Origin of the sequence: Streptomyces sp. NPDC096136, from assembly GCF_044763325.1 — a bacterium.
Classification (GTDB): Bacteria; Actinomycetota; Actinomycetes; order Streptomycetales; family Streptomycetaceae; genus Streptomyces.
Window position 1 is genome coordinate 61537 of record NZ_JBIWFZ010000011.1, and the last position, 23604, is coordinate 85140.

Here is a 23604-nt window from a genome sequence, read left to right on the forward strand (position 1 = left end):
CGAGGAGCTGACGATGACGATTGAATGGCGCTACACCACCCGTCAGGACCTGGGCGTGTTGTCCTTGGCCGGGTACCTCGGCGCGGAGGCCGCCGACCGGTTCACCGGCGCGATCGGCTGGGCGCTGGCCCGGGGCACCGGCCCGGTCATCCTCGATCTGACCGGACTGCTGGGCTGGTCGGCCGGCGGGCAGATCGCGGTCGCCCAAGCCGCCCGCCGTCTCGGCGAGAGCGGACGCCGGCTCGAGCTCGCCGCGATCCCCGCCGACGGCTCGCTCGTCCCCGATGCGACCTGCCCGCCCGTGCCCGTCCACTGCGACCTCGCCGCCGCTCTGGCCGCCCACGGAGCTCGCGGGACGGTCAAGCAGTGGACCACCGACGACTGGCCCACCGACGACTGGCCCACCGGGCAGTCGCCCCTGGCGCCCGCCCTCATCTGAGACCAGCCCCACCGTCCAGAGGCCTGGTCCTGAAGGCCGGGTTCCTCAGGAAGACCTGACCGGCGAAGGCCCCGCTCCGGGGAGTCGAAGGCCACGAGGGCACCCCGCAAGGACCCGCGAGTTGCAGGGATCTGCAATTGTGGAGGTCGCAAGGTGTGGAGAGGGGCGAACGGGTGCCCCACGAAGGAACGGTTCCGGGTGGATGAGATGGGCAGTCAGGGGAGAGGTGCACGGGTGAGCACGCCGCTGTACCAGCTGAAGGCGGAATTCTTCAAAACGCTGGGGCACCCGGTGCGCATCCGCGTCCTGGAGCTCCTGTCCGTACGCGAGCACGCGGTCGCCGAGATGCTGCCCGAGGTCGGCGTGGAAGCCGCGAGCCTCTCCCAGCAGCTCGCCGTCCTGCGCAAGGCCAACCTGGTGGTCACCCGCCGCGAAGGCTCGAACGTCTACTACAGCCTGACCCATCCCCAGGTCGCCGAGCTCCTGCGGGTCGCCCGCGGCATCCTCTCCGGCGTCCTGGAAGGCCAGGCGGAACTCCTGGCCGACCTCAAGGCCGGCCGCCACACCTGAACGTCACCCCAGCCGGTGCCGGCCCTACGGGCCCGCACCCCACATACGGCGGCCGTCTTCCGTTAGTGCGGGTTCAACGCGCTTCTGACACCGGAAGACGGCCGCTCTCTCTTGTGCCGGACCCGCACCCCAGGCGTGCCTGGATCCCCCGTCGGTCCCGGTCTCACTTCTGGGCGTGCTGCCCCAGGAAGAAGAGCAACCAGATGAACCCGGCGAACACGTGCGTGCCGAAGATGTAGAAGAAGGCACGCATCGCGACGCCCTTCTCCTTCCACTTCTCGTGCTCGGCAGCCGTGTCCTTCTCGGGCGGCTTGTCCGTCATGAGGCATCTTCCTTCCTGGTTCCCGGCTCCCCGGCAGGGCGGCACGGGCGGACGAGAACCTGCATGCCGTGCTCGCCCGCGTACTCGATGACGGCTGCGACCTCGCCGGCCTCGACCGTGCGGACCACCGGCGCAGGGCCGGTGCCGAGGTAAGTGATCTCGTACAACTGGGCGGCCTCGCTGCTGCTGGTCACGGCGTGCCTTCCGGAAGGATGAAGCGGACGACAACCGTCTTGCCGCACTCACCGGCGGAAGGCTCGATACGGACGTCACCGCCGAACGTCCGCGCCAAGTCGGCCACCGTGCGCAGCCCCTGCCCGGCGGTCCGGCCGGCGTCGGCCAGCATGATCGGGCGCGAATCCAGGTCACCGACGGAGACCACAAGCAGGTGCTCGGTCATGTGGAGGGTGACCTCTGCGTCCGGGGAGTGCTGAGCGTGCCGGACGGCGTTGGTCACGAGCTCGCTCACCACCAGGAGCACGGCTCCGAAGAACGCCGAGGAGCTCTCCAGCCCGAAGAGGACCAGAGAGCGTTCGCTGCGCTCGCGCGCGGCCCGCACGGAACCCGGCACCAGCGGCACCGTCCACACGTGCTTGCGCACCTCGACAGCCGCCTGCCCGCTGGGGCCCCTGACCGTCACCGACGCCCCAGACCCGCCGAGGGCACCCCGAGGTTCATCGGCCGTCCCCGGCGTCGGTGGCCACGCCGTGATCGTGGGCCACGCGCAGCGCGTCCTCCAGCTCCTCCGCGGCCTGCGCCTCATCGAAGGCATCGTCAGCCTCCTGCGCAGCCTGGAGGCGAGCACGCGCCACACGGACCCGTTCCAGCGCCGTTTCCTCGAACCCGGCCACACCGCAACCCCCGTCCGCCATATCCAGAACTAGTAAATTGCATAACTCTGCAAGTCTAGCTGGTGCGGGTCCGCCCGGAAGTTCACCGGCCACGGCTGGTCAGGGCACCTTGCGCACCAGCTGGCTGGTCAGCTCGTAGCGTGCGCCGACAATGGCCAGGCAGCCGTCGGCGACCCGGGCGGCGAGGTCCGGCTCGGCGGTGAGGCGCGTCCGGACCCGGCGCACGTTCTCGGTGACCGCCGCGTCGATGCGGGCCTCGCCCTCGAGCCCGTGATCGATCGCCGGCCGGATCCGCTCCGCCAGGTAGCGGATGTGCGCGGGGAGCGCGCCGCCGGCCTCGGCGTGCACAGCGGCGGCGACCGCTCCGCACCGCTGATGGCCCAGGACGACGATCAGCGGGACGCCCAGTTCCAGCACCCCGTACGCGATGCTGCCCAGCACCGCTTCGTCCAGGACCTCGCCCGCCGACCGCACGGTGAGCAGATCGCCCAGCCCTTGGTCGAAGACCAACTCCGGCGGCACCCGCGAGTCGACGCACCCCAGGACCACCGCGAACGGGTGCTGCCCGCCCACCAGCGCCCGGCGCACGTTCCCGGCACGGTCCGGATGGCTCTCGTGAAACGTTCGCCACCGCCGGTTCCCGGCCATCAGCTCACGCCACGCAGACCCCGGCGCGCACGGCTGCGACCCACCGGCGGCTGCCGCCCCGGCTCGCGCCCCCGAGGCGGCCGACCCCCCGCACACCAGCCCCGCACCTAACGCCGCGGCCCCGCTCAACCCTGCACGCACCAGTCGGCGACGCGCGACGGACACCTCCGACCCACAGCCACGATCGACACTCATGTCCGGACAAGCTAGACGCCTCCCATGCCCGGGCGGCGGGTGCAGGCCCGGCCTTGAGCAAGATTTGGCCCTTCCGAGGATCGGGCAGCCCTCTGCGTGGACTGCTGGAGTGCGCCTGCTGCCGGGCGGCGCGTCCTGCTGGCGGCGCGCCAAACAACAGTGGTGATCTGAGCCCCTGGCTCGTACCGGCGACCAGTGCCTCGCCGAGCGGGGTGCGCCGGTACAGCACCGACCGTCCGGACCGGGTGCGGACCAGCAGCCCCGCTCCTCGCAGGATGGCGAGGTGGTCTCCCACCGCGCCGGGTGCCATGGCGAGGCTTCGGGCGAGGTGACTGGTACTCGCGGGAGCGGCCAGCGCCAACAGCAGCCGGGCTCGGGCCCGGCCGACCAGAGCGGCCAGCGCGTCCGGTTGGGGGACGGTCTCCTGTTCGCACCACAGGGCGGCGGTGCCGCGGGCCGAGTAGATCAAGGTCCTGGGCCAGGGGTCTTCCACGTGGGCGGCGACATGCCCGACGAAGACCGAAGGGATCAGCAGGAGCCCGTCGCCGGCGAGCCGGAGTGTTCCGCCTCGGAGGAAGCCGATCTCGATGCCGTCGGCGCGCCAGGCGATGCCCGGGTGCAGGCTCTCGATGGTCGTGGCCCAGCCGTGCTCGCCGATCACGCCCACCCGGTGCACGACGTCGCGCTCACAGATCGCGCGCAGTTGCGGCCAGTCGGTGGCGAGCAGTTCGTGCCACGCCCGGTCCATCGCCTCGGCGATCCTGGAGACGACGTCCGGCGAGTCCAGCACTGCGCGGACGCGGGGATCGCGGGCGGACGGGCCGGTCGCGTTGGTGGCGATCTCGTGGCGGGCCGCTTCCAGCGGTGTGGCCCGGATCGCGGCCAGGTCGTCCGCCCAGGTCTGGCCCAGGCCGCGCGGGGGCGGGGCGACGAAGTTCGGTCCGGAATGCGAGGTGTGCAGGGCGAGGGCGGCGTCCAGTTCAGTCTCGCGGCGAAGCCGTTCAAAGGCCGGCAAGAGCCGCATGGCCCAGGCCTGCGGCAGCGGCTGGCCGCGGCCGGCGAGCGAGCGCAGCAGAAAGCAGAGGTCCATTGCGGGCGACAGCGCGAAGCGGCTGCGCAGCTGTCTGCTGCTGCTCTCCGGATTCGGATTCGCCTACGGTCTCGGCCCGCAACGGCTGTTCCTGGACGCCCTGCCGCAGGATCGCCAGGGCCAGGCCTTGGGCCTGCTCGGCTCCGGCAGCATGACGCTCCAGGGCCTCGGACCGGCCTGCTTCGGCACGGTGGCCGCAGGCACCGCAGCAGGCGGCGCAATCGCACTGGCAGGCGGCGCGGCGGCGCTTACCGCCGGCTGGATCCTCACCTGGCACCCGCCCACCTCCCCGGTCCCTGTCCCGAACCACTCAACGGGATCAGAGACCGGCACCGAACAGCATGCGTGAAGCCTCCTGCGCGCTGACCGTCGCAGGTCGGGACGGCCGCGAGCCGTCACGCACCCGACCCCCACCCCCACGGCTCTCTGACAGGCCCTTGGTTCCGCCAGCCGTTGCTGACCACGTACGGGATCTTGAGACTACGAACAGCCAATGGAAAGGCTCATGCAGATGATCGATGAATTCGCGAAGGACAACCTGCACAGCAGGCTGCGGCGGGACCGCGAGGCGCTGCTCTGGAAACTCGACGGCCTCTCCGAGTACGACGCCCGCAGGCCCCTGACGGCGACCGGGACCAACCTCCTCGGCCTGGTCAAACACGTGGCCACCGTCGAGGCCAGGTACTTCGGCGAGGTCTTCGACCGCCCCTCCCCGGAACCGCTGTGCCGGTGGCAGGACTCCGACGGCAGCGACCTGTGGGCGGCTGAGGGCGAGAGCCGCGACCAGATCATAGGGTTCTACCGGCGCACGTGGGAGCACTCGGACGCGACGATCGACGTGCTTCCCCTCGATGCCCCCGGCCATGTGCCGTGGTGGCCGGAGCCGGCTCCGAACACCAACCTGTTCGCCGTCATGGTCCATGTCCTCAGCGAGTCCGTCCGGCACGCCGGGCACGCCGACATCCTGCGCGAGGGCATCGACGGCCGGACCGGATTGCGCGCCGAACACGAGAAGCAGGTCGACCACGAGGCCAGGGCAACCCACTGGGCGAAGATCGAGTGGGCCGCCAGGTCGGCCGCACCAGTCAAGGCTTAGAGGTGTCTCGCGTGACGTGATGTTCGTGCGGCACGATGCCGGTCGTGCCGCACATACGCGCCATACCGCCGTCCGGTCTCGCCCGGGACCACGCCGACGCCGACCCGTCGAAACTCCGCGCGGTCAAGAGTTGTCGAATGAGACGCCCTCCAAGGCGCTCAGAAGAACCCGAGCTTCTTCGGGGAGTAGCTGACCAGCATGTTCTTCGTCTGCTGGTAGTGCTCCAGCATCATCTTGTGGGTCTCGCGGCCGATGCCCGACTGCTTGTAGCCGCCGAACGCCGCGTGGGCCGGGTAGGCGTGGTAGCAGTTCGTCCAGACGCGGCCCGCCTGGATCGCGCGGCCCGCGCGGTACGCCGTGTTGACGTCGCGGGTCCAGACGCCCGCGCCGAGGCCGTACGCCGTGTCGTTGGCGATGCGGACCGCGTCGTCGAAGTCCTCGAACGAGGTCACCGACACCACCGGGCCGAAGATCTCCTCCTGGAAGATCCGCATCCGGTTGTCTCCCTCGAAGACGGTCGGCTGGACGTAGAAGCCGCCCGCCAGGTCGCCGCCGTGGTCGATGCGGCCGCCGCCGGTCAGGATCTTCGCACCCTCCCGCTGGCCGATCTCCACGTACGAGAGGACCTTCTTCAGCTGCTCCTCGGAGGCCTGCGCGCCGATCATGGTGTCCGTGTCCAGCGGGTGGCCCGGCACGATCCGTTCCGTGCGGGCGACCGCCGCGTCCAGGAAGTCGCCGTAGCGGCCGCGCTCGATCAGCGCGCGCGAGGGGCTCGTGCACACCTCGCCCTGGTTCAGCGCGAACATTGTGAAGCCCTCCAGGGCCTTGTCGCGCAGGTCGTCGTCCTTCGTCCAGATGTCGTCGAAGAAGAGGTTCGGGCTCTTCCCGCCGAGTTCCAGCGTGACCGGCTTCAGGTGCTCCGCCGCGTACTGCAGGATCAGCCGGCCCGTCGCCGTCTCCCCGGTGAAGGCCACCTTCGCCACGCGCGGGCTCGACGCCAGCGGCTTGCCCGCCTCCTCGCCGAAGCCGTTGACGATGTTCACCACCCCGGGGGGAAGGAGGTCCGCCACCAGGCCGAGCCAGTAGTGGACGGAGGCCGGCGTCTGCTCGGCCGGCTTGAGGACCACCGTGTTGCCGGCGGCGAGGGCCGGGGCCAGCTTCCACACCGCCATCAGGATCGGGAAGTTCCACGGGATGATCTGCCCGACCACGCCCAGCGGCTCGTGGAAGTGGTAGGCCACCGTGTCGTCGTCCAGCTGGCTGAGCGACCCCTCCTGCGCGCGCAGCGCCCCCGCGAAGTAGCGGAACTGGTCGACGGCGAGCGGGAGGTCGGCGGCGAGGGTCTCCCGGACCGGCTTGCCGTTCTCCCAGGTCTCCGCGACCGCCAGGGCCTCCAGGTTCTGCTCCATCCGGTCCGCGATGCGCAGCAGGATGCCCGCGCGCTCCGTGACCGACGTACGGCCCCAGGCCGGGGCCGCCGCGTGCGCCGCGTCCAGGGCCCGCTCCACGTCCTCCGCCGTGCCCCGGGCGACCTCCGTGAACGGCTGCCCGGTGACGGGGGAGGGGTTCTCGAAGTACCGGCCGCGGGCGGGTGCCACGTACTCGCCGCCGATGTAGTGGTCGTAGCGGGACGCGTACGCCATGAGGGCGCCCTCGGTTCCGGGCGCAGCGTAACGGGCCATGGTGGTCCTCCCCTTGCCGGGCGCCGGCCGCCGTCGGACAGCGCTCGGGAGGGAGGCTAGGAGCGGGCAGGTTGCGGGAACGTTGCGCGCCCCGCGCCCAGCTCCTCGTCGAGGGAGCGTACGCGGGCCAGCGCGGCCGGCCGGTCCCGCGGCGGCAGCGCCGCGGCCAGGGCGCGCCAGACCGCCGGGTCCTCCGCGCCCCACGGGCTGCACACCCAGTCGGACAGCAGTCCCACGTCCGCCCGCGCGATCACCGCCGCCCGCGCCTGGTCCTCGATCCGGCGCCGGAGCCGGACGATGCCGGGCGCCGAGGAGGACGGCAGCAGCGGGCCGGGGTAGCGGGTGAGGGCGGCCGAGACGGCTCCCGCCGCCAGGTGCCGGGTCACGGCCGCGAAGTCGGCCTCCAGCGGGACGGCCGTGCGGTACGGGCGCGAGAGCAGGTTCCCGGCGCCCAGCAGGGCGCGCAGCCGGGACATCTCCGCCCGCAGCGTCACCGCCGCCACCGACTCGTCCTCGTACAGGGCGTAGGCCAGCTCGTCCCCGGACAGCCCCTCGGGATGCTGTGCGAGCAGGGCCAGGATCTCGCTGTGCCGCCGGCCCGGCGTGATCCGGCGCCCGCCGAGCACGAGCAGCGCCTCGTCGCGGCCGAGGACGGTGAGGGTGTCGGGGGCTGCCGCGTCCGGCTCCGGCGCCAGCAGCGCCAGCTGGGCCTCGGCGGCCCGGGCCACCGCCTGCACGAAGGCCAGCGAGTGCGGATGGGCCAGCCCGTCGCCGCCGGTGATGTCCACCGCGCCCAGCACCCGGCCGGTGCGCGGGTCCCGGACCGGGGCGGCCGCGCAGGTCCAGGGGTGCACCCGGCGGCTGAAGTGCTCGGCTCCGAAGACCTGGACGGGTTCCCCCAGTGCGACCGCCGTACCGGGGGCGTTGGTCCCCATCGCCGTCTCCGCCCAGCGCGAACCCGGAACGAAGCCCAGCTCCTCGGCCCGCCCCAGGGTGGCGGGCTCGCCCTCGACCCACAGCAGCCCGCCCCGCGCGTCGCACACCGCCAGCAGATGGGCCCCGTGCGCCGCGAACGCCCCCACCAGATCCCGGAACAGCGGCATCACCCGGGCCAGCGGATGCCGCTCCCGGTACGCCAGCAGTTCCGGCTCCGGCCGCTCCAGCCGGGGTGCGCACTCGGGGCTGACCCGGGCCCGCGCGCAGCGCCGCCAGGACTTCGCGATCACCGCCCGGACCGGCGGCTCGACCCGCCCGTCCCGGGTGAAGGCGTCGTGGGCCCGCCGCAGGACGCGCGTGCGCTCGACGGGGTCGGCCCCGCCCGGCAGCGCCGGCGACGGATCGCCCATGTCACCCTCCCGAGGGGCCGTGGAGCCGCGGTGAGCGGAGGGCCCCATCGTGGTGCGGGTCCGCGGTCCCGGCAAGCGCCGCGTCGGCCAGTTCTCGCCGAAACCCGGCCGGTCCCGCGCCGGTGCCCGCCGGGGTGCCGCCGGGGCGCCGCAGGGGGCGGCCTCCTCGCCGGTCACCTCGCGCGGGGTGCGTCCCGCGTGGCCGGGAACGGACCGTCGCCGCGGCGCGTTGTGCAGGTTGAGCAGGCAGTGGCCGACGCAGGAGGAGGTGTCCGCAGATGTCGAAGAGCGGAAGGACCGCGGTCGTCGCGATCGCGGGGGCGGTCGTGCTGTTCTGGCTGTTCGGGTTCTGGCCGGCGCTGGCGGTCCTGATCGGGGTCCCGGTGCTCGCCTACCTCCTCCTGGACCCCTCCCAGAGGCGTCGGGTGCGGGGCATGTCGAGAAAGCAGCTCGGCCGCTGAGGGCGGCCGAGGGGGGAGCGGTCACATGAACACCACCGCACAGGTCGCGGCGGTCAGCAGCAACGGCGTCTACTCGTTCACCAAGCCGAACCGGGAGAGCATCACCCTGCTCGCCGGCCTCGGTGTCGAGGGCGACGTGCACGCCGGGGTCACGGTCAGGCACCGCTCGCGCGTGGCGCAGGACCCGACGCAGCCCAACCTGCGCCAGGTGCACCTGATCCACCGGGAGCTCTTCGACGAGGTCGCCCAAGCCGGCTTCAGCGTCGCGCCCGGCCAGCTCGGGGAGAACGTCACCACCGAGGGCATCGACCTGCTCGCCCTGCCCACCGGCACCCTGCTGGGCATCGGGGAGGAGGCGGTCGTGGAGGTGACGGGCCTGCGCAACCCGTGCCCGCAGATCAACGCCTTCCAGGACGGACTGCTCAAGCAGGTCGTCGGCAGGGACGAGGAGGGCCGGCCGGTCCGCAGGGCCGGAATCATGGGCGTGGTCCAGCAGGGCGGTACCGTCCGCCCCGGCGACGCCATCTCGGTCACCCTCCCGCCCCCGCCGCACATACCGCTCGAACGGGTCTGAGCCGTGCGCGGGCACGCGCCCGGCCGGATGCGGCTCTCCCCGCGTGCGGCGGTCCGGTCCGGTCCTGCCCGGCGGCGCCGGCTCAGTAGTAGTCGCGCATCAGGGCCGAAGCCCATTGCGGCTGGCGGACCTCGCCGCGGGGCCCGAACTCCCGCATGTACGGCTTGAGGTCGAGCACCGGGGTGCCGTCCACCGCGTCCAGGCCCTCCACGTGCACGTCCAGGCCGTCGACCTTCACCACCCGGCAGCGGGAGACGCCGAGCCGGTTGGGCCGGTTCTTGCCGCGCTGCGCGAAGATGCCCACCAGCGGCCAGTCCCGGTTCCCCCGAGGATGCCGGGCGCCCGTCTCGACCGCGTCCGCCGGGACCCGGTCGAACCGGTAGACGACCTCGAGGTGCGAGAAGTCCTCCAGACCGTAGAGGGCCTCCGGCCCGAACCGTCCGGCGTCCAGCCGGATCACGGCCCGCTCCCGCCCCCAGTCGTCGTCCACGACCTCGGCCCGTCCGCCCACGACCACGCCCACCGGTTCCACCATCACCGTTCCCCGTTCCCCGTTCCCCGTTCCCCGTTGCCTGTTGCCTGTTGCCTGTTCCGGATCCGTTCTCAGGCCGGCCGCACGGCCGCCCGGTCCAGCGCCGCCAGCAGGGCGGACAGCCCGGGCAGCCCCTCGGCCCCCTCGCGGGGCACCGCCAGCACCCCGCCCGGCTCCTCGTCCAGCAGGACGAAGGCCGCGTCGCCGGTCCGGGCCACCAGCGACCAGCCGGGCCCGTCCGCCCGGAAGGTGCGTACGCCCTCACCCGCGAAGGCAGACCGGACCCGCCCCGGCGGGGGCGCCTGCCGGGCGTAGTCCACGGCCTCCCGCAGCGCCCGCGCCAGCCCCGGGTGCGCCGCGGCCGCCGCCCCGCCGTCCTCCGCCACGCGCCCGCTCCAGTCCGCCCACTCCCGGGCGATCTGGTCCGCGCCCAGCCGCCGCTGCACCGGCCCCCAGGCGTCCGCCGACGGCGGCGCCAGCGGTACCCGCCCGGTGCCGTCCGCCCCCCGCTCCGGGTCGTGGGGCGCCGGGATGCCGGGCGTCGACACCGTCAGTTCCAGCGGCCAGCCCGCCAGCGAGAGCACCACCGTCCGCTCGTCGGGCGACAGGTCGTACTCCATGCCGCAGTCCCAGGAGGCGATGGCGGCGGCCACGAGCGAGACGTCGTCCACGACGACCGTCCAGCGGGCGCCCTCCTCGTCCTGGCCGAGCACCAGCCCGTACCCCTCGGCGGCCGGCGCCACGCCCAGCAGGGCGCAGGCCTCCGGGAAGTCGTCGCCGAGCAGCGCCGGGAACTGCGTGGGGGTCAGCAGCACGGCGCTCAGCACGTACAGCGAACCCCCGCCCTCCTCGTCCGACACGTGGCCTCCCGATCGCAGTCCCGTCGGCGCACCCTAACCAGCGGGTAACTCGCACGTCGAGACCCGGCGGGCGGCGATTTTCAAGCCTGCTACCTGCACGTAGAGTTGACCACCCGCCACAGAGAAGGGAGACCGGTGCAGCGTTACGACCGGCTGAAGGAGATCCTCCGGCTCGACCCCGACAAGGACTTCCTCGCCATCTACCGGCTCACCGCCACCTACGAGTTCCCCTGGGACTTCACCCGCGCCCTGGAACTCGCCCTCTTCCGTACCTACGCCGTCCCGAGCATCGGCAGCCTGCTCGCCGAGACGGCCGAGTTCACCGAGCGCCCCCAGAAGCGCTACGACGACACCGCGCTGCTGCTCGACGCGGTGGTGGAGCACGGCTTCGACCACGACACGGCGCGCACCGCGATCCGCCGCGTCAACCAGATGCACCGCAGCTACGACATCTCCGACGACGACATGCGCTACGTCCTGTGCACGTTCGTGGTGATCCCGTCGCGCTGGATCGAGGCCTACGGCTGGCGCCCGCTGACCCCTCACGAGCGCCGCGCCTGCGCGAACTACTACGCGACGCTCGGCAAGCACCTGGGCATCAAGGACGTCCCCGGCTCCTACGAGGAGTTCGAGGCGATCCTGGACGCCTACGAGGAGGCCCACTTCGGCTGGGACGAGGGGGGCCGCGGGGTCGCCGACGCCACCCTGGGCCTGATGGCCTCCTGGTATCCGGCGCCCCTCGCCCCCGCCGTGCTCCGCGCGAGCCGCGCCCTCCTCGACGAGCCGCTGCTGGACGCCTTCCGCTACGAGCGCCCGCATCCGGCCCTCAGCCGCCTGGTCCGGGGAGCCCTGCGGCTGCGCGGCCGGGCGGTACGGCTGCTGCCGCCGCGGAAGGCTCCGCACTACGCGCGCCAGAACCCGGAGATCAAGGGCTACCCCGACGGCTACGACGTCGGCGAGCTGGGGACCTTCCCGGTGCCCGGGGCGAGCGGCTGCCCCGTGCCCCACCCGCGCCGCCCGGCCGGAGCGGAGGCCCAGCCCCCGGCATAGCCCCCCCGGCGGGCGGGCGGACGGGCCGGCGCGGAGGGGCGGGGAGGCGCGCCTCAGGCGCGGCGTACGGCCAGGACCAGGAAGCGGGCGTCCTCGTCGGCGTACGAGGTCATCTCCCAGCCGGAACCGGACAGCAGCGGGCCGAGGTTGTGCTCGGCCCGCAGGTCGTCGGGGGTCAGCTCGCGGCCGTGGCGCGCGGCGAGCGCGGCTCGCCCGATCGGGTGGAACAGCGCGAGCCGCCCACCGGGGCGGACCACGCGGGCGAGCTCGCGCAGGTTCGCCGCCGGCTCGGGCAGGTGTGCGATCAGCCCCGCCGCGAACACCGCGTCCAGGGCCCCGTCGCGCAGCGGCAGCCGGGCCACGTCCGCGCGCAGCAGCGTCCCGTCCGCCCCGCGCCCCGCCCGCCGGGCGGCGGCCAGCATCCGCTCGGTGAGGTCGGCGCCGAGCACGGTTCCCGAGGAGCCGACGGCCGCGCGCAGCGGGGTCAGCGCCCGCCCGGTCCCGCAGCCCGCGTCGAGCACCCGGTCGCCGGGCCCGATGCCGAGCTCGGCGACGGCCGTCGTGAAGGCGGGCCCGTCCTCCGGGAACTTCTCGTCCCAGGCGTCCGCACGCGCCCCGAAGAACTCCTGTACGCGCGCCTGGTCCTCGCTCCTGCGGTTCACCGTGTCCATGCCCCCATGATTCCGCACCCGGCGCCCGGTCCGGGGCCCCGGGGGCCCTGTGCGGCCCCGCGGGCCGCTTCCTTGGGGTCCCTGCGCACCGTGTGCAAGGTGGCGCGTGGTGTGATCGCAGACGAACGTAGCTTTGTCATATTCCAGCAGTTCCAGCGGCTTTCGAAATGCTCCCCTTGTTCGTGCCCTCACCCGGACTAGCGTCCCGTGGCCATGGGACACCTGGACCACGCCGCCTATGGCTGGCTGACACCCGTGCTGTCGTACGTGATGGCATCGATCGGCGCCGCCCTGGGGCTGCGCTGCACCGTCCGCGCGCTCGCCGCGACGGGCGCCTCGCGCCGCAACTGGCTGCTCACCGCGGCCTCCGCCATCGGCACCGGCATCTGGACGATGCACTTCATCGCCATGCTCGGCTTCCACGTCACCGGCACCGAGATCCACTTCAACGTGCCGCTGACCCTGCTGAGCCTGCTCGTCGCCGTGCTCGTCGTCGGCGCCGGGGTCTTCGCCGTCGGCTACGGCAGGGACCGCGGCCGCGCCCTGGTCCTCGGCGGCCTCACCACCGGCCTCGGCGTGGCGAGCATGCACTACCTCGGCATGGCCGCCCTGCGCCTGCACGGCCGGATCGCCTACGACCCGCTCACCGTCGGGCTGTCCGTGGCCATCGCCGTCGTCGCCGCGACCGCCGCGCTGTGGGCCGCCCTCAACATCAGGTCGCCGCTGGCCGTGGCCGTCGCCTCCCTCGTCATGGGCGGGGCCGTCAGCAGCATGCACTACACCGGGATGATGGCCGTCGCCGTCCGCGTGGCCCCCTCGGACCAGGCCCTTCCGGGTGCCACCGCGCTGCAGTTCGTCTTCCCGCTCGCGGTCGGGCTCGGCTCGTACCTCTTCATCACCGCCGCATTCGTCGCGCTGTCCCCGACGGCGGACGAGTGGGCGGCGTCGGACTCGGCCTCCGCCGCGGCCTCCGCATCGCCGCCCGCGGTGCCGTCCGCCGCCCTGTCCGCGCGGGCCTCGGCGCCGTCCTCCGCCCGGAGCCCGGTGGAGCGCGCCGCACCCTCCCGCTGACCCCCCGCGCCCCGTCCAGACGAACCTCCCCGGAACGAGGAGCCCATGCGCAGACCCCGCAGAAGACCGGAACCAGCGGCGCCGCGGCCGCCCGCGCCCCCGGTGCGCGGCCGCCGCGCCCACGCCGGTCCCCCCGCCGAGGAGGCGGCCGGGTCCGGGTTCCCCGGCGGGGGCGCCGGTGCGGGCGACGGCGGTCCGGCGCGACCGGCGGTCCGGCTGCGGCCCGCCACCGTACGCGCCAAGGTCGTCTCGCTGCTGATGGTCCCGGTGGTCTCCCTGCTCGCCCTCTGGGGGTTCGCCACCGTCGGCGCGGCCCAGGACGTGGCCCGCCTCGACCGCGTCCGGCAGGTCGACGCCGGGATGCGCACGCCCGTGGCCGCCGCCCTCACCGAGCTCCAGGCGGAGCGCCGGGCGGCCGTCCGCTTCCTGGCCGACCCCGCCTCCGACCAGGAGTCCGCCCTCGAACAGCAGGCCCGTCGCACCGACGCGGCGGTGGGGCGGCTGCGCCTCGGCGACCGCCACACCGTCGCCGACTCCGGCGACCACCGCACCGACGTGGTCGTCCGCCTCCGGGCCTTCGTCGCCGACGCCGAGGCGCTCGGCTCCGCGCGCAGGGACATCGCCGCCCGCCGCGCCACCCCGGAGGGGGCCTACGAGACGTACACCCGCGTGGCCGACTCCGCCCTCGCCGTCGAGGGAGCCCTGTCCGGAGGCCGGGACGCCGAGCTCGGACCGGACGCCCGCGTCCTGCTGGAGTTCGCCCGGGCCGCCGAACTGCTCTCCCGCGAGGACGCCCTGCTCGCGCTGCCGGGCACCCGCAACGCCGACGCGCAGCGCCGCCTGGCCGGCATGGTGGAGTCCCGCCGCGCGCTGACGGCGGCCAGTGCGGGGGACCTGCCCCCCGGGCAGCGGGCGGTCTGGCGGTCCGTGGCGAGCAGCGCCGCCTACACCGAGCTGACCGCCGCCGAGGACAAGGCCGTGACGGCCCCGGCGGCGACCGCTGCGGGTTCCGGTTCCGCGGGCTCCGGGGCGTCCTCGGGCTCCGCGGGCTCTGCGGGCTCCGGGGCCTCCTCGGGCTCTGCGGCCTCCCCGGGCTCGGCTGCGAAGGAGCCGCGCGGCACGCCCCCGGGGTGGGACGGCGCGTACACGAGCGTCAGCAGCTCGATGCGCGAGATCCGGCAGGCCGCGCACGCCGAGACCGCCCGAGGCGCCGACCCGCTCGCCGAGACCGCCCTCAGCCCGGCCGGCGCCGCCGTGCTGCTGGGCCTGGCCGCCGTCGCCGTCTCGCTCGTCATCTCGGTCCGCATCGGCCGCTTCCTGGTCGTGGAGCTGGTGACGCTGCGCAACTCCGCCCTGGAGATCGCCCACCGCAAGCTCCCCGACGCCATGGACCGGATCCGGGCCGGCCGGGCCGACGAGATCGACATCGAGGCCGAGGCCCCGTCCGGCCCGCCCGCCGAGGACGAGATCACCCAGGTGGGCCAGGCCCTGTCCACCGTCCACCGGGCCGCCCTCGGCGCCGCGGTCGAGCGGGCCGAACTCGCGAGCGGGGTCAGCGGGGTCTTCGTCAACCTCGCCCGCCGCAGCCAGGTCCTGGTCCACAAGCAGCTCACCCTGCTGGACTCGATGGAGCGCCGGGCCGACGACCCGGGCGAGCTCGGCGACCTCTTCCGGCTCGACCACCTCACCACCCGGATGCGCCGCCACGCCGAGAGCCTGATCATCCTGTCCGGTGCGGCCCCCGGCCGGGCCTGGCGCAGGCCGGTGCCGCTGACGAACGTCGTGCGCGCGGCCGTCTCCGAGATCGAGGACTATCCGCGCGTCGAGGTGCGCGGGCTCGCCGAGACCTCCGTGGCGGGCGGACCGGTCGCCGACCTCACCCACCTCCTCGCCGAGCTGATCGAGAACGCCGCCCAGTTCTCGCCGCCGCACACCAAGGTCCGGGTCAGCGGTGAGCCCGTGGGCGCCGGCTACGTGCTGGAGGTCGAGGACCGCGGGCTCGGCATGGGCCGCGAGGCCCTCGCCGAGGCGAACCGGCGGATCGAGCAGTCCGAGGACCTCGACCTCTTCGACAGCGACCGCCTCGGACTCTTCGTGGTCAGCCGGCTCTCGGCCCGCCACGGCATTCGGGTGCACCTGCGCCCCTCGCCGTACGGGGGCACCACCGCCGTGGTGCTGCTGCCGCTCGCCCTCCTCCAGGGCGCGATCGACGCCCCGCCGGACGCCGCGGCGGAGCCCGCGCAGGCGTACGGCGCGGCCGGCGGTGAGCGGCCGGAGCGGCTGCGGACGGCGGGCGCACGGGAGACCGGGAGCGGCGTACCGGCCCCCGGCCCGGCCCGCCCGCAGGCCGACGCCCTCGCCGACGCCACTGCCGCCCCCGTCGCCCCCGAATCCGTCGCCCCCGAATCCGCCGCCCCCGAGCCCCCGGCCCCGGTCCCCGCTCCCGCGGCCGGACCCGTCGCGCGCCCCGTACCCGTGCCCCGGGAACCGGAACCCGCCCCGGTGGCGGCCCTGCGGCGGCGCGCCCCCGGGGGCGCGGGCATCCGTACCGCCGCGGCGTCCGCGTCGCCGCGTCCGCAGGCGGCACCTCCCGCCGCACCGGCCGGCGCACCCCGCGCCCTCCCGCTCCCCGCCGTCCCCGCGTCCGAACTGCCGCGCCGGGTGCGCCAGGCCAGCCTGGTCCCGCAGCTGCGCGAGGCCCCCGCCGTGCCGCCCCCGGCCTGGGAGCGGCCCGCCGCCGGGCCTCCGGGCCGGAGCCCGGAGCAGGTGCGGGACCGGATGGCGGCCTACCGGGCCGGATGGGCGCGCGGCTCCCGGGACGACTCCCCCCACGCAGGCAGCGAAGGAGAAGTGTGATGACCGAACACCACAGGGCCGCGCTCGGCGGCGTCCGCCGGACGAGCGGGCCGGACTGGCTGCTCGACGAACTGGTGATGCGGGTCCGGGAGGTGCGGCACGCGGTGGTCCTGTCCAACGACGGGCTCGCCGTCGGCTCCTCCAGCGGGCTGAGCCGGGAGGACGCCGAGCACCTGGCCGCGGTGGCCTCCGGGTTCCACAGCCTCGCCAAGGGCGCGGGCCGGCACTTCCGCGCGGGGGACGTGCGCCAGACGATGGTGGAGATGGACGAGGGGTTCCTCTTCGTCGCGGCCGCCGGGGACGGCTCCTGCCTGGCCGTCCTCAGCACGGCCGGCGCGGACGTCGGCCTGATCGCGTACGAGATGGCCCGGCTGGTCAAACGGGTCGGCGAACACCTCCACACCCCGCCCCGGTACGCGGTCCACCACCCGCCGGCCGCCGGGTGAGAGCGAAGGCCCGGCACGTGGACGGCCGGTGGTACGACGCCGACGCCGGCCCGCTCGTGCGCCCGTACGCCCTGACCGGAGGGCGTACGAAGCCGGGGCCGCACGGGGTCCGCTTCGACCTGATCGCCCTGGTCGTGGTCGACGCCGCGGCCGGCGGGGCGGGGGACGGGGCGGGGGGCGGGGGGCTGCTGGGCCCCGAACACCGGGCCCTGCTGGGGCTCTGCCGGTCCGAGACCCAGTCGGTCGCGGAGCTCGCCGCCGAGGCCGACCTCCCGGTGGGCGTGGTGCGGGTGCTGCTGGGGGACCTGCTGGAGGCGGGGCAGGTGAAGGTCAGCCGTCCGGTGCCGCCCGCCCGGCTGCCGGAGCTGCGGATTCTGCGGGAAGTCATCGAGGGATTGCGAGCGCTGTGATGGGACTGCACGACGACGGAACCGCGGGGACGGGGGGCCCGGCGGGCGACGCCGATCTGGCCGCGCTCGCGCTGAAGATCCTCGTGGCGGGCGGGTTCGGGGTGGGCAAGACCACGCTGGTCGGCGCGGTCAGCGAGATCCGTCCGCTGCGGACGGAGGAACTGCTGAGCGAGGCGGGCGAGCTGGTCGACGACACCGGCGGGGTGGAACGGAAGGGCACGACCACCGTGGCCATGGACTTCGGGCGGATCACCATCCGCGCCGGGCTGTCGCTGTACCTGTTCGGGACCCCGGGCCAGGACCGCTTCTGGTTCCTGTGGGACGAGCTGGCGCAGGGCGCGCTCGGGGCGGTGGTGCTCGCCGACACCCGGCGGCTGGAGGACTGCTTTCCGGCGGTGGACTACTTCGAGCACCGCCGGATCCCCTTCGTGGTCGCCGTCAACTGTTTCGCCGACGCCCGCCGCTACGGGGCGAACGAGGTGTCGCGGGCGCTGGACCTGGAGCAGGGGACGCCGGTGGTCCTGTGCGACGCGCGGGACAAGGACTCGGGCAAGGAGGTGCTGATCCGGCTGGTCGAGTACGCGGGGCGGGTGCACACCGCCCGGCTGCTGGAGGCCGTGGGGCCGCAGGCCGGTTCCGCGTGAAGGTCCGGATTCCACCTCTTGACGGTGTCGGCCGCGGTGGTGCACGCGGAGCCGCCGCCGTCGGGAACGGACCGGGTGGGAGGGGTGGGAGGGCGCCCGTCCGCGCGGGGCGCGGAGGGCCTTCCGGCGCGGGCGGAGCGCGGGACGGACGCCCGCCATTCCTCTTGAGTCATCTTCCGTGCCATGCGTCCGTCCTCCTTGCCGGAAAGCCCCTGGTGGGGAAGGCTTGCGGCACGACCACGCGGGGAGGGGCGCGGCCACGTCGGCCGGGTCAACGGGGAGGGGCTGGAAATGGCACTGGACAAGCAGCTCGACTGGTTGCTGGACGATCTGACGCGCAGGGTCCCGCAGGTGCGCCACGCGGTGGTGCTGTCGAACGACGGACTGGTGACGGCGGCGAGCGCGGGCCTGGCGCGGGAGGACGCCGAGCACCTCGCCGCCGTCGCGGCCGGGCTGCAGAGCCTGGCGAAGGGCTCCGGACGGCACTTCAGGGCGGGTGAGGTGCGCCAGACGATGGTCGAGTACGACGAGGGCTTCCTCTTCGTGGTGGCGGCCGGGTCGGGCAGCAGCCTGTGTGCCCTGAGCGCCGCCGAGGCGGACATCGTGCAGGTCGCGTACGAGATGACGCTGCTGGTCAACCGGGTGGGGGAACACCTGGGGGTCACGGAGCGGCGGATCACCGGGGGCTGAGCGGAAGGCGGCCGGGGGAGTCCGAGGAGCCGGCCGGGTCCTCGGATGGGGCGGGGAACCGGCGGGGTCGGGGAGTTGTCCACAGGCCGGGCGCGATGTCGTAGCTCTCGGTTACGGTCTTTACACAGAGTGATCGCCGGGGGGCGGTCGCCAGGTGTGGGGGAGGACCGTGATGAAGGTGGACACGGGAGAGCGCGCGCCCGTCGGGACGGCCCGGGAGGCGGACGCGCGGCCGGAGGCGGACGCGCAGCCGGAGGCCCTGGTCGGTGGGGTCAAGGCCGCGGCGGAACTGGGTCTGCGGCGGGGTGAGTTCGTCCGGGCCGTCCAGCTGGGGCTGGTGCGCCAGGGGCCCCGTACGGCGGGCGCCGCCGCCCGCTTCACCCGGGCCGAGCTGGAGCGGGTCAAGGCGGCGCGGGGATTCCCGGAGGCGCTGCGCGCCCAGGTCGAGACGGTGGCCGGCGCGGACCACGGTGCACGGGTGCTGGGCACCGGGCCGACCCGGTTCACCCGGCTCGCCCGCTGCGGGCACCTGGGCCCCGTCGGCTACCGGGTCAACCGCTACCGGGCCCTGGTCTGGCTCTATCTGACGGCGGAGCTGAGGGAGTTCGCCGCCCGGGAGCCGGGGCTGCTGCGGGGCGCCGCGCCCCCGGCGGACCGCGAGCTGTGGGCGGCCCGGGCGGACCTGCGCCCGCTCAAGTGGCGGGAACGGCATGTGGGGCTGCTGCTGAGACGGACCGCCGACCCGTGGGAGCGGGCCGCCGTGGTGGCCTCCGTGCTCCCGGACGAGGAGGTCCTGGCCGCCGTGCCCGACCCGGCCGAGCGGATCGTGCTCGCCGCGCTCGCACCACCCCCGCCCTACGGCCACCCGCAGGTTCCGGCGGCCGTGGCGGTGGCCCGCCCGCTCCTGCTGGCGCAGCGGCCGGAGGAGGTCGTCCGGTACCGCGCCAGGCTGGACTCGGCCCTGGCCGGGGCGCGGGATCAGTCGAACTCGACGGGGGAGAGGGGGCCGACGTAGACCCACGCGCCGCCCTCCCGGGAGAAGGCGCTGTTCTCGTGGAGCGATCCCGTGTGCCCGCCCTCGCGGTAGTGCGCGCGGAACTCCACCGACCCCTCGGTCTCGAAGATCCCGCCGCGCTCGGTCGCGAGGACCTCCAGCCGCTCCCAGCGCTGGTTCGGATCGAGGTCGAGCCGGCCCGGGCGGGTCGAGGGGTGCCAGGACCGCAGCAGGTAGGCGGTGTCGCCGACCGCGAAGGCGCTGAAGCGCGAGCGCATCAGCAGCTCGGCGGTGGGCGCCTGCTGGGCGCCGGAGTGGAAGCGGCCGCAGCAGGCCGGGTAGGCGGCGGGCAGCCCGCAGGGGCAGGGGAGGACCGGGGTGGTCATGGAGGGGCTCAGTTCTTCGGGACGGGAGGGGTGACGGGAGGAACGAGGAGGGGCGGCGGGCCGGGTGGGCCGGCGGGGCCGCCCTACTGCGGGGACACGGCCGGCATCGCCTTCTCCGCCGGGTAGGGGCGGAACAGGCCCTCCTGGACCACGGAGACCAGCAGCCTGCCCTCCAGGTCGTAGATGCGTCCGCGGGCCAGGCCCCGGCCGCCGTGGGCGATGGGGGACTCCTGGTCGTACAGGAACCACTCGTCCGCACGGAACGGCCGGTGGAACCACATGGCGTGGTCCAGGGAGGCCATGTCGAAACCGCGCATGCCCCACAGCGGCTCCACGGGGATGCGGACGGCGTCGAGGAGGGTCATGTCGCTGGCATAGGTGAGGGCGCAGGTGTGCACGAGCGGGTCGTCGCCCAGCGGGCCGACCGCGCGCATCCACACCGCGCTGCGCGGATCGGCGTCCTCGAGCTCCTCGGGGGTCCAGCGGAGCCGGTCCGCGTACCGGATGTCGAAGGGCTGGCGGCGGGCCATCCGCTCCAGCGCCTCGGGCAGTGCGCCCAGGTGCTCGCGGATCTCGTCCACGACCTTGGGGAGCTCGTCCGGGTGGGGGAAGTCGAGGCGGGGAGGTAGCTGGTGCTCGATGCTGCCCTCCTCCGGGTGATGGAAGGAGGCGGTCAGGTTGAAGATGGTCTTGCCCTGCTGGACGGCGGTGACCCGGCGCGTGGTGAAGGAGCGCCCGTCGCGGACCCGCTCCACCTGGTACACGATCGGGACCCCGGGGATCCCCGGGCGCAGGAAGTACGCGTGGAGGGAGTGGACCGGGCGGTCGCTCTCGGTGGTCCGGCCGGCCGCCACCAGGGCCTGGCCGGCGACCTGCCCGCCGAACACGCGCTGGAGGGACTCCTGGGGGCTGGCCCCCCGGAAGATGTTGACCTCGATCTGCTCCAGGTCGAGCAGGTCGACCAGTCTCTCGGCGGGGTTCGTCATCACGGGCTCTCCACTGTCGTGTCCGGCGGGTCCGGTGGCCCGGGCGGGTCCGCCCGGGCCGGTGCCTTGCGCATCGCGGATCCCCCCGGACACGGTCCGGGGGAGGTCAGAGCGCGCCGAGCTCGCCCACCGAGGTGACCCGGACCACGGCCCGGCCCTCCTCGTCGGACGCGGCGAGGTCGACCTCGGCGCTGATGCCCCAGCCATGGTCGCCGTTCGGGTCGGCGAAGGTCTGGCGGACGCGCCACAGGCCGTGCGCCGGGTCCTCCTCGATCTGCAGCAGCCTGGGGCCGCGCGCGTCGGGGCCGGTGCCGAGGTCCTCGTACTCGTCCCAGTACGCGTCCATGGCCTCGCCCCAGGCGTCGGCGTCCCAGCCGGACTCGGCGTCCAGCTCGCCCAGCTGGTCGACGTGGTCCAGGGCGGCCAGCTCGACCCGGCGGAACATCGCGTTGCGGACCAGCACGCGGAAGGCGCGGGCGTTGGCCGTGACCGGCTTGACCTGGTCGGCCTTCTCCTGGGCCTGCTCGGCCGTCTCCACCTCCGGGTTCGCCAGCTGCTCCCATTCGTCGAGCAGGCTGGAGTCGACCTGGCGGACCAGCTCGCCCAGCCAGGCGATCAGGTCCTCCAGGTCCTCGGACTTCAGGTCGTCGGGGATGGTGTGGTCGAGGGCCTTGTAGGCGCTCGCCAGGTAGCGCAGCACGATGCCCTCGGTGCGGGCCAGCTCGTAGAAGGAGGTGAACTCCGTGAAGGTCATCGCCCGCTCGTACATGTCCCGGATGATCGACTTCGGGGAGACGGGGTGGTCGCGGACCCACGGGTGGCTCTTGCTGTACACGTCGTAGGCGTGCACCAGCAGCTCCTCCAGGGGCTTGGGATAGGTGACCTCCTGGAGGCGCTCCATCCGCTCCTCGTACTCGATCCCGTCGGCCTTCATCGCGCCGACCGCGATGCCCCGCTCCTTGTTCTGCTGGGCCGCCAGGATCTGGCGCGGGTCGTCCAGCGTGGACTCGACGACGGAGACCATGTCCAGCGCGTAGGACGGGGACTCCGGGTCCAGCAGGTCGAAGGAGGCCAGCGCGAAGGTGGACAGCGGCTGGTTCAGCGCGAAGTCCTGCTGGAGGTCGACGGTGAGGCGGATGGTGCGGCCCTCGGCGTCCGGCGTGTCGAGCTTCTCGACGACGCCGCCGTCCAGCAGGGAGCGGTAGATCGCGATGGCCCGGCGGATGTGCCGCAGCTGCGCCTTGCGCGGCTCGTGGTTGTCCTCCAGGAGGCTGCGCATCGCCTGGAAGGCGTCGCCCGGCCGGGCGATGACCGACAGCAACATGATGTTGGTGACCTTGAAGCGGGAGGTCAGCGGCTCCGGGTCGGCGGCGATCAGCTTCTCGAAGGTGGTGTCCGACCAGGCGACGAAGCCCTCGGGGGCCTTCTTGCGCACCACCTTGCGGCGCTTCTTCGGGTCGTCGCCGGCCTTCGCGAGGGCCTTCTCGTTCTCGATGACGTGCTCGGGCGCCTGGGCGACCACGAAGCCGGCCGTGTCGAAGCCGGCGCGGCCCGCGCGGCCGGCGATCTGGTGGAACTCGCGGGCGCGCAGGGTGCGGACGCGGTTGCCGTCGTACTTGGTGAGCGCGGTGAACAGCACCGTGCGGATCGGGACGTTGACGCCCACGCCGAGGGTGTCGGTACCGCAGATGACCTTCAGCAGGCCGGCCTGGGCCAGCTTCTCGACCAGCCGCCGGTACTTGGGCAGCATGCCCGCGTGGTGCACGCCGATCCCGTGGCGGACGTAGCGGGAGAGGTTCTGGCCGAACTTCGTGGTGAAGCGGAAGTTGCCGATCAGCTCCGCGATCTTGTCCTTCTCCTCGCGGGTGCACATGTTGATGCTCATCAGCGACTGCGCCCGCTCGACCGCCTGGGCCTGGGTGAAGTGCACGATGTAGACCGGCGCCTGCCGGGTCTCCAGCAGCTCGGTGATGGTGTCGGTGATCGGCGTGGTCACGTACTCGTACGAGAGCGGCACGGGCCGGGTCGCGGAGCGGACCACCGAGGTCGGCCGGCCGGTGCGCCGGGTCAGGTCCTCCTCGAACCGCTTCACGTCGCCGAGCGTCGCCGACATCAGGACGAACTGCGCCTGCGGCAGCTCCAGCAGCGGGATCTGCCAGGCCCAGCCGCGGTCCGGCTCCGCGTAGAAGTGGAACTCGTCCATCACGACCTGGCCGATGTCGGCGTACTTGCCGTCGCGCAGGGCGATGGAGGCCAGGACCTCGGCGGTGCAGCAGATCACCGGGGCGTCGGCGTTCACGGAGGCGTCGCCGGTCAGCATGCCGACGTTCTCGGTGCCGAAGAGCTTGCACAGGTCGAAGAACTTCTCCGAGACGAGCGCCTTGATCGGGGCGGTGTAGAAGGTGACCTTGTCCTGGGCCAGTGCGGTGAAGTGCGCGCCCGCCGCCACGAGGCTCTTGCCGGAGCCGGTCGGGGTCGACAGGATGACGTTCGCGCCGGAGACGACCTCGATCAGCGCCTCCTCCTGCGCCGGGTACAGGGTGATGCCCTGGTCCTCCGCCCACGAGGAGAAAGCCTCGAAGAGGGCGTCGGGGTCGGCGGTCGGCGGGAGCTGATCAATGAGGGTCACGCCCCCATCTTGCCTGTCTTCCCGCCGGAAGAGGGAACCGGCGGACGGAAAGAAGATCATCGCAGGTACGCTGGGCCGTCGAGGCGGCCCGACCGAAGACGTCGA

General features: G+C 73.8%; 26 protein-coding genes and 2 pseudogenes. 15 read left to right on the plus strand and 13 right to left on the minus strand.

Annotated elements, in window-relative coordinates; genetic code table 11:
- Positions 1–13: 13 nt before the first annotated feature.
- Both ACIRBY_RS22770 and ACIRBY_RS22775 read left to right on the plus strand, forming a co-directional pair.
- Positions 14–439, plus strand: coding sequence for an STAS domain-containing protein (locus ACIRBY_RS22770; protein ID WP_403903051.1), 426 nt, complete (start codon positions 14–16; stop codon positions 437–439).
- A 234-nt stretch (positions 440–673) separates the two neighbouring features.
- Positions 674–1009, plus strand: coding sequence for an ArsR/SmtB family transcription factor (locus ACIRBY_RS22775; RefSeq protein WP_403903054.1), 336 nt, complete (start codon positions 674–676; stop codon positions 1007–1009).
- Between the two features lie 163 nt (positions 1010–1172).
- Here the strand turns inward: ACIRBY_RS22775 and ACIRBY_RS22780 are convergent, their stop codons facing one another.
- From ACIRBY_RS22780 to ACIRBY_RS22790, 3 genes are read right to left on the minus strand one after another with little or no spacing between them, the layout of a single operon-like run.
- Entirely contained in the window at positions 1173–1331 is a 159-nt protein-coding gene (locus ACIRBY_RS22780; protein ID WP_403903057.1) for a DUF6126 family protein, read from the minus strand.
- Positions 1328–1525, minus strand: a complete 198-nt coding sequence (locus ACIRBY_RS22785) for a hypothetical protein (RefSeq protein WP_403903060.1) — start codon at positions 1523–1525, stop codon at positions 1328–1330. The genes ACIRBY_RS22780 and ACIRBY_RS22785 overlap by 4 nt, the downstream gene beginning before the upstream one ends.
- Positions 1522–1932 (minus strand): ATP-binding protein, encoded by a 411-nt coding sequence (locus tag ACIRBY_RS22790; protein ID WP_403903063.1) that lies wholly within the window; start codon positions 1930–1932, stop codon positions 1522–1524. Before ACIRBY_RS22790 ends, ACIRBY_RS22785 begins: the two co-directional genes overlap by 4 nt.
- A gap of 106 nt (positions 1933–2038) precedes the next feature.
- On the opposite strand from ACIRBY_RS22790, the gene ACIRBY_RS22795 reads away from it, so the two are divergent.
- On the plus strand, positions 2039–2215 hold the full coding sequence (locus tag ACIRBY_RS22795) for a hypothetical protein (protein WP_403903066.1): 177 nt from the start codon (positions 2039–2041) through the stop codon (positions 2213–2215).
- Between the two features lie 66 nt (positions 2216–2281).
- On the opposite strand, the gene ACIRBY_RS22800 is transcribed toward ACIRBY_RS22795, so the two are convergent.
- A complete protein-coding gene (locus ACIRBY_RS22800) occupies positions 2282–3025 on the minus strand; it encodes a carbonic anhydrase (protein ID WP_403903068.1) in 744 nt (247 codons plus the stop codon).
- A gap of 181 nt (positions 3026–3206) precedes the next feature.
- Positions 3207–4145 (minus strand): annotated as a pseudogene (locus ACIRBY_RS22805) (ArsR/SmtB family transcription factor); the annotation flags it as partial.
- Here ACIRBY_RS22805 and ACIRBY_RS22810 point away from each other — a divergent pair.
- Both ACIRBY_RS22810 and ACIRBY_RS22815 read left to right on the plus strand, forming a co-directional pair.
- Positions 4144–4464 (plus strand): annotated as a pseudogene (locus ACIRBY_RS22810) (MFS transporter); the annotation flags it as partial. The pseudogenes ACIRBY_RS22805 and ACIRBY_RS22810 overlap by 2 nt on opposite strands.
- A 162-nt stretch (positions 4465–4626) precedes the next feature.
- Positions 4627–5211, plus strand: coding sequence for a DinB family protein (locus ACIRBY_RS22815; protein ID WP_403903572.1), 585 nt, complete (start codon positions 4627–4629; stop codon positions 5209–5211).
- Positions 5212–5369: 158 nt separating this feature from the next.
- Here the strand turns inward: ACIRBY_RS22815 and ACIRBY_RS22820 are convergent, their stop codons facing one another.
- Positions 5370–6893 carry an aldehyde dehydrogenase family protein gene (locus tag ACIRBY_RS22820; RefSeq protein ID WP_403903071.1) on the minus strand — a complete coding sequence of 508 codons (1524 nt, stop codon included), beginning with the start codon at positions 6891–6893 and terminating at the stop codon, positions 5370–5372.
- Between the two features lie 56 nt (positions 6894–6949).
- The gene (locus tag ACIRBY_RS22825; protein WP_403903073.1) at positions 6950–8239 is read right to left on the minus strand and encodes a GAF domain-containing protein; all 1290 of its coding nucleotides are present in this window, start codon (positions 8237–8239) and stop codon (positions 6950–6952) included.
- A 278-nt stretch (positions 8240–8517) separates the two neighbouring features.
- On the opposite strand from ACIRBY_RS22825, the gene ACIRBY_RS22830 reads away from it, so the two are divergent.
- Positions 8518–8700 (plus strand): hypothetical protein, encoded by a 183-nt coding sequence (locus ACIRBY_RS22830; protein WP_403903075.1) that lies wholly within the window; start codon positions 8518–8520, stop codon positions 8698–8700.
- Between the two features lie 25 nt (positions 8701–8725).
- Positions 8726–9274 (plus strand): MOSC domain-containing protein, encoded by a 549-nt coding sequence (locus ACIRBY_RS22835; protein ID WP_403903078.1) that lies wholly within the window; start codon positions 8726–8728, stop codon positions 9272–9274.
- An 82-nt stretch (positions 9275–9356) separates the two neighbouring features.
- On the opposite strand, the gene ACIRBY_RS22840 is transcribed toward ACIRBY_RS22835, so the two are convergent.
- Both ACIRBY_RS22840 and ACIRBY_RS22845 read right to left on the minus strand, forming a co-directional pair.
- A complete protein-coding gene (locus tag ACIRBY_RS22840; RefSeq protein WP_403903081.1) occupies positions 9357–9809 on the minus strand; it encodes an SAM-dependent methyltransferase in 453 nt (150 codons plus the stop codon).
- A gap of 68 nt (positions 9810–9877) precedes the next feature.
- Positions 9878–10666 carry a hypothetical protein gene (locus ACIRBY_RS22845; protein WP_403903084.1) on the minus strand — a complete coding sequence of 263 codons (789 nt, stop codon included), beginning with the start codon at positions 10664–10666 and terminating at the stop codon, positions 9878–9880.
- A gap of 135 nt (positions 10667–10801) precedes the next feature.
- On the opposite strand from ACIRBY_RS22845, the gene ACIRBY_RS22850 reads away from it, so the two are divergent.
- Positions 10802–11716 (plus strand): oxygenase MpaB family protein, encoded by a 915-nt coding sequence (locus ACIRBY_RS22850; protein ID WP_403903086.1) that lies wholly within the window; start codon positions 10802–10804, stop codon positions 11714–11716.
- Positions 11717–11769: 53 nt separating this feature from the next.
- Here ACIRBY_RS22850 and ACIRBY_RS22855 read toward each other — a convergent pair whose 3' ends face one another.
- Positions 11770–12387, minus strand: coding sequence for a class I SAM-dependent methyltransferase (locus ACIRBY_RS22855; RefSeq protein ID WP_403903088.1), 618 nt, complete (start codon positions 12385–12387; stop codon positions 11770–11772).
- A gap of 213 nt (positions 12388–12600) precedes the next feature.
- Here ACIRBY_RS22855 and ACIRBY_RS22860 point away from each other — a divergent pair, with 213 nt between their 5' ends.
- The 7 genes from ACIRBY_RS22860 (at position 12601) to ACIRBY_RS22890 (ending at position 19519) form a co-directional block, all read left to right on the plus strand.
- The gene (locus ACIRBY_RS22860) at positions 12601–13458 is read left to right on the plus strand and encodes an MHYT domain-containing protein (RefSeq protein ID WP_403903091.1); all 858 of its coding nucleotides are present in this window, start codon (positions 12601–12603) and stop codon (positions 13456–13458) included.
- 45 nt (positions 13459–13503) lie between these two features.
- Complete coding sequence (locus ACIRBY_RS22865; protein ID WP_403903094.1) at positions 13504–16314, plus strand: nitrate- and nitrite sensing domain-containing protein; 2811 nt, start codon at positions 13504–13506, stop codon at positions 16312–16314.
- Positions 16314–16760 carry a roadblock/LC7 domain-containing protein gene (locus ACIRBY_RS22870; RefSeq protein WP_403903097.1) on the plus strand — a complete coding sequence of 149 codons (447 nt, stop codon included), beginning with the start codon at positions 16314–16316 and terminating at the stop codon, positions 16758–16760. Before ACIRBY_RS22865 ends, ACIRBY_RS22870 begins: the two co-directional genes overlap by 1 nt.
- Positions 16757–17170 (plus strand): DUF742 domain-containing protein, encoded by a 414-nt coding sequence (locus tag ACIRBY_RS22875; RefSeq protein ID WP_403903100.1) that lies wholly within the window; start codon positions 16757–16759, stop codon positions 17168–17170. The genes ACIRBY_RS22870 and ACIRBY_RS22875 overlap by 4 nt, the downstream gene beginning before the upstream one ends.
- Positions 17170–17814 (plus strand): GTP-binding protein, encoded by a 645-nt coding sequence (locus tag ACIRBY_RS22880; RefSeq protein ID WP_403903102.1) that lies wholly within the window; start codon positions 17170–17172, stop codon positions 17812–17814. The genes ACIRBY_RS22875 and ACIRBY_RS22880 overlap by 1 nt, the downstream gene beginning before the upstream one ends.
- 291 nt (positions 17815–18105) lie before the next feature.
- A complete protein-coding gene (locus tag ACIRBY_RS22885) occupies positions 18106–18504 on the plus strand; it encodes a roadblock/LC7 domain-containing protein (RefSeq protein WP_403903105.1) in 399 nt (132 codons plus the stop codon).
- Between the two features lie 172 nt (positions 18505–18676).
- The gene (locus ACIRBY_RS22890; protein ID WP_403903107.1) at positions 18677–19519 is read left to right on the plus strand and encodes a DUF6397 family protein; all 843 of its coding nucleotides are present in this window, start codon (positions 18677–18679) and stop codon (positions 19517–19519) included.
- Here ACIRBY_RS22890 and ACIRBY_RS22895 read toward each other — a convergent pair.
- The 3 genes from ACIRBY_RS22895 to ACIRBY_RS22905 all read right to left on the minus strand — a co-directional run bounded on the left by ACIRBY_RS22895 (position 19483) and on the right by ACIRBY_RS22905 (position 23559).
- Positions 19483–19884, minus strand: a complete 402-nt coding sequence (locus tag ACIRBY_RS22895; RefSeq protein WP_403903110.1) for a YchJ family protein — start codon at positions 19882–19884, stop codon at positions 19483–19485. The two genes, ACIRBY_RS22890 and ACIRBY_RS22895, sit on opposite strands and share 37 nt — an antisense overlap.
- A gap of 83 nt (positions 19885–19967) precedes the next feature.
- Complete coding sequence (locus ACIRBY_RS22900) at positions 19968–20870, minus strand: acyl-CoA thioesterase (protein ID WP_403903112.1); 903 nt, start codon at positions 20868–20870, stop codon at positions 19968–19970.
- Positions 20871–20976: 106 nt separating this feature from the next.
- Positions 20977–23559 (minus strand): DEAD/DEAH box helicase, encoded by a 2583-nt coding sequence (locus ACIRBY_RS22905; protein ID WP_403903115.1) that lies wholly within the window; start codon positions 23557–23559, stop codon positions 20977–20979.
- Positions 23560–23604: the final 45 nt, after the last annotated feature.

Coding starts and splice junctions, on each gene's coding strand:
- ACIRBY_RS22905 (WP_403903115.1), bottom strand. CDS start 23,559: ATGATCTTCTTTCCGTCCGCCGGTTCCCTCTTCCGGCGGGAAGACAGG.
- ACIRBY_RS22865 (WP_403903094.1), top strand. CDS start 13,504: ATGCGCAGACCCCGCAGAAGACCGGAACCAGCGGCGCCGCGGCCGCCC.
- ACIRBY_RS22820 (WP_403903071.1), bottom strand. CDS start 6,893: ATGGCCCGTTACGCTGCGCCCGGAACCGAGGGCGCCCTCATGGCGTAC.
- ACIRBY_RS22855 (WP_403903088.1), bottom strand. CDS start 12,387: ATGGACACGGTGAACCGCAGGAGCGAGGACCAGGCGCGCGTACAGGAG.
- ACIRBY_RS22890 (WP_403903107.1), top strand. CDS start 18,677: ATGAAGGTGGACACGGGAGAGCGCGCGCCCGTCGGGACGGCCCGGGAG.
- ACIRBY_RS22780 (WP_403903057.1), bottom strand. CDS start 1,331: ATGACGGACAAGCCGCCCGAGAAGGACACGGCTGCCGAGCACGAGAAG.
- ACIRBY_RS22900 (WP_403903112.1), bottom strand. CDS start 20,870: ATGACGAACCCCGCCGAGAGACTGGTCGACCTGCTCGACCTGGAGCAG.
- ACIRBY_RS22895 (WP_403903110.1), bottom strand. CDS start 19,884: ATGACCACCCCGGTCCTCCCCTGCCCCTGCGGGCTGCCCGCCGCCTAC.
- ACIRBY_RS22770 (WP_403903051.1), top strand. CDS start 14: ATGACGATTGAATGGCGCTACACCACCCGTCAGGACCTGGGCGTGTTG.
- ACIRBY_RS22840 (WP_403903081.1), bottom strand. CDS start 9,809: ATGGTGGAACCGGTGGGCGTGGTCGTGGGCGGACGGGCCGAGGTCGTG.
- ACIRBY_RS22830 (WP_403903075.1), top strand. CDS start 8,518: ATGTCGAAGAGCGGAAGGACCGCGGTCGTCGCGATCGCGGGGGCGGTC.
- ACIRBY_RS22880 (WP_403903102.1), top strand. CDS start 17,170: ATGGGACTGCACGACGACGGAACCGCGGGGACGGGGGGCCCGGCGGGC.
- ACIRBY_RS22870 (WP_403903097.1), top strand. CDS start 16,314: ATGACCGAACACCACAGGGCCGCGCTCGGCGGCGTCCGCCGGACGAGC.
- ACIRBY_RS22825 (WP_403903073.1), bottom strand. CDS start 8,239: ATGGGCGATCCGTCGCCGGCGCTGCCGGGCGGGGCCGACCCCGTCGAG.
- ACIRBY_RS22835 (WP_403903078.1), top strand. CDS start 8,726: ATGAACACCACCGCACAGGTCGCGGCGGTCAGCAGCAACGGCGTCTAC.
- ACIRBY_RS22815 (WP_403903572.1), top strand. CDS start 4,627: ATGATCGATGAATTCGCGAAGGACAACCTGCACAGCAGGCTGCGGCGG.
- ACIRBY_RS22885 (WP_403903105.1), top strand. CDS start 18,106: ATGGCACTGGACAAGCAGCTCGACTGGTTGCTGGACGATCTGACGCGC.
- ACIRBY_RS22800 (WP_403903068.1), bottom strand. CDS start 3,025: ATGAGTGTCGATCGTGGCTGTGGGTCGGAGGTGTCCGTCGCGCGTCGC.
- ACIRBY_RS22860 (WP_403903091.1), top strand. CDS start 12,601: ATGGGACACCTGGACCACGCCGCCTATGGCTGGCTGACACCCGTGCTG.